We start from the raw sequence: 273 nt of genomic DNA, 5'->3' as shown, positions 1-273 counted from the left end.
AGACGGCACAGTTTCGTCAGCCAGGGGACCGTATCCCAAACCGGGAAACAAGGCACGGGACATCCGATAACCGTCTGGCATGAAGCGTGCGACAGTCCCGCCACTCAACCCGGGGCGGACGATGTCTACCGTGCTTCTTGTCGACGACGAGCCGGACATGCTTTTCGTATGGCGCCATATCCTGACGAACGCCGGCTATACCGTGCGCGTCGCGCCGAACGGTGCTGTCGCGCTCGATCTGCTGCGTGTCGCACGCGCACACCTTGTAATCAC

1 protein-coding gene is annotated in these 273 nt (G+C 61.5%); it reads left to right on the top strand.

Features of this window, described 5'->3' with window-relative positions:
• Positions 1-79: 79 nt before the first annotated feature.
• On the top strand, positions 80-273 hold a 194-nt coding region (locus SB717_RS35720; RefSeq protein WP_410907693.1), incomplete at its 3' end, for a response regulator.

Origin of the sequence: Priestia sp. SIMBA_032, assembly GCF_046535215.1 — a bacterium.
Lineage (GTDB): Bacteria > Bacillota > Bacilli > Bacillales > Bacillaceae_H > Priestia > Priestia aryabhattai.
Note: the sequence above shows the minus strand (reverse complement) of the source record. Positions and strands in the feature narration are given on the sequence as shown.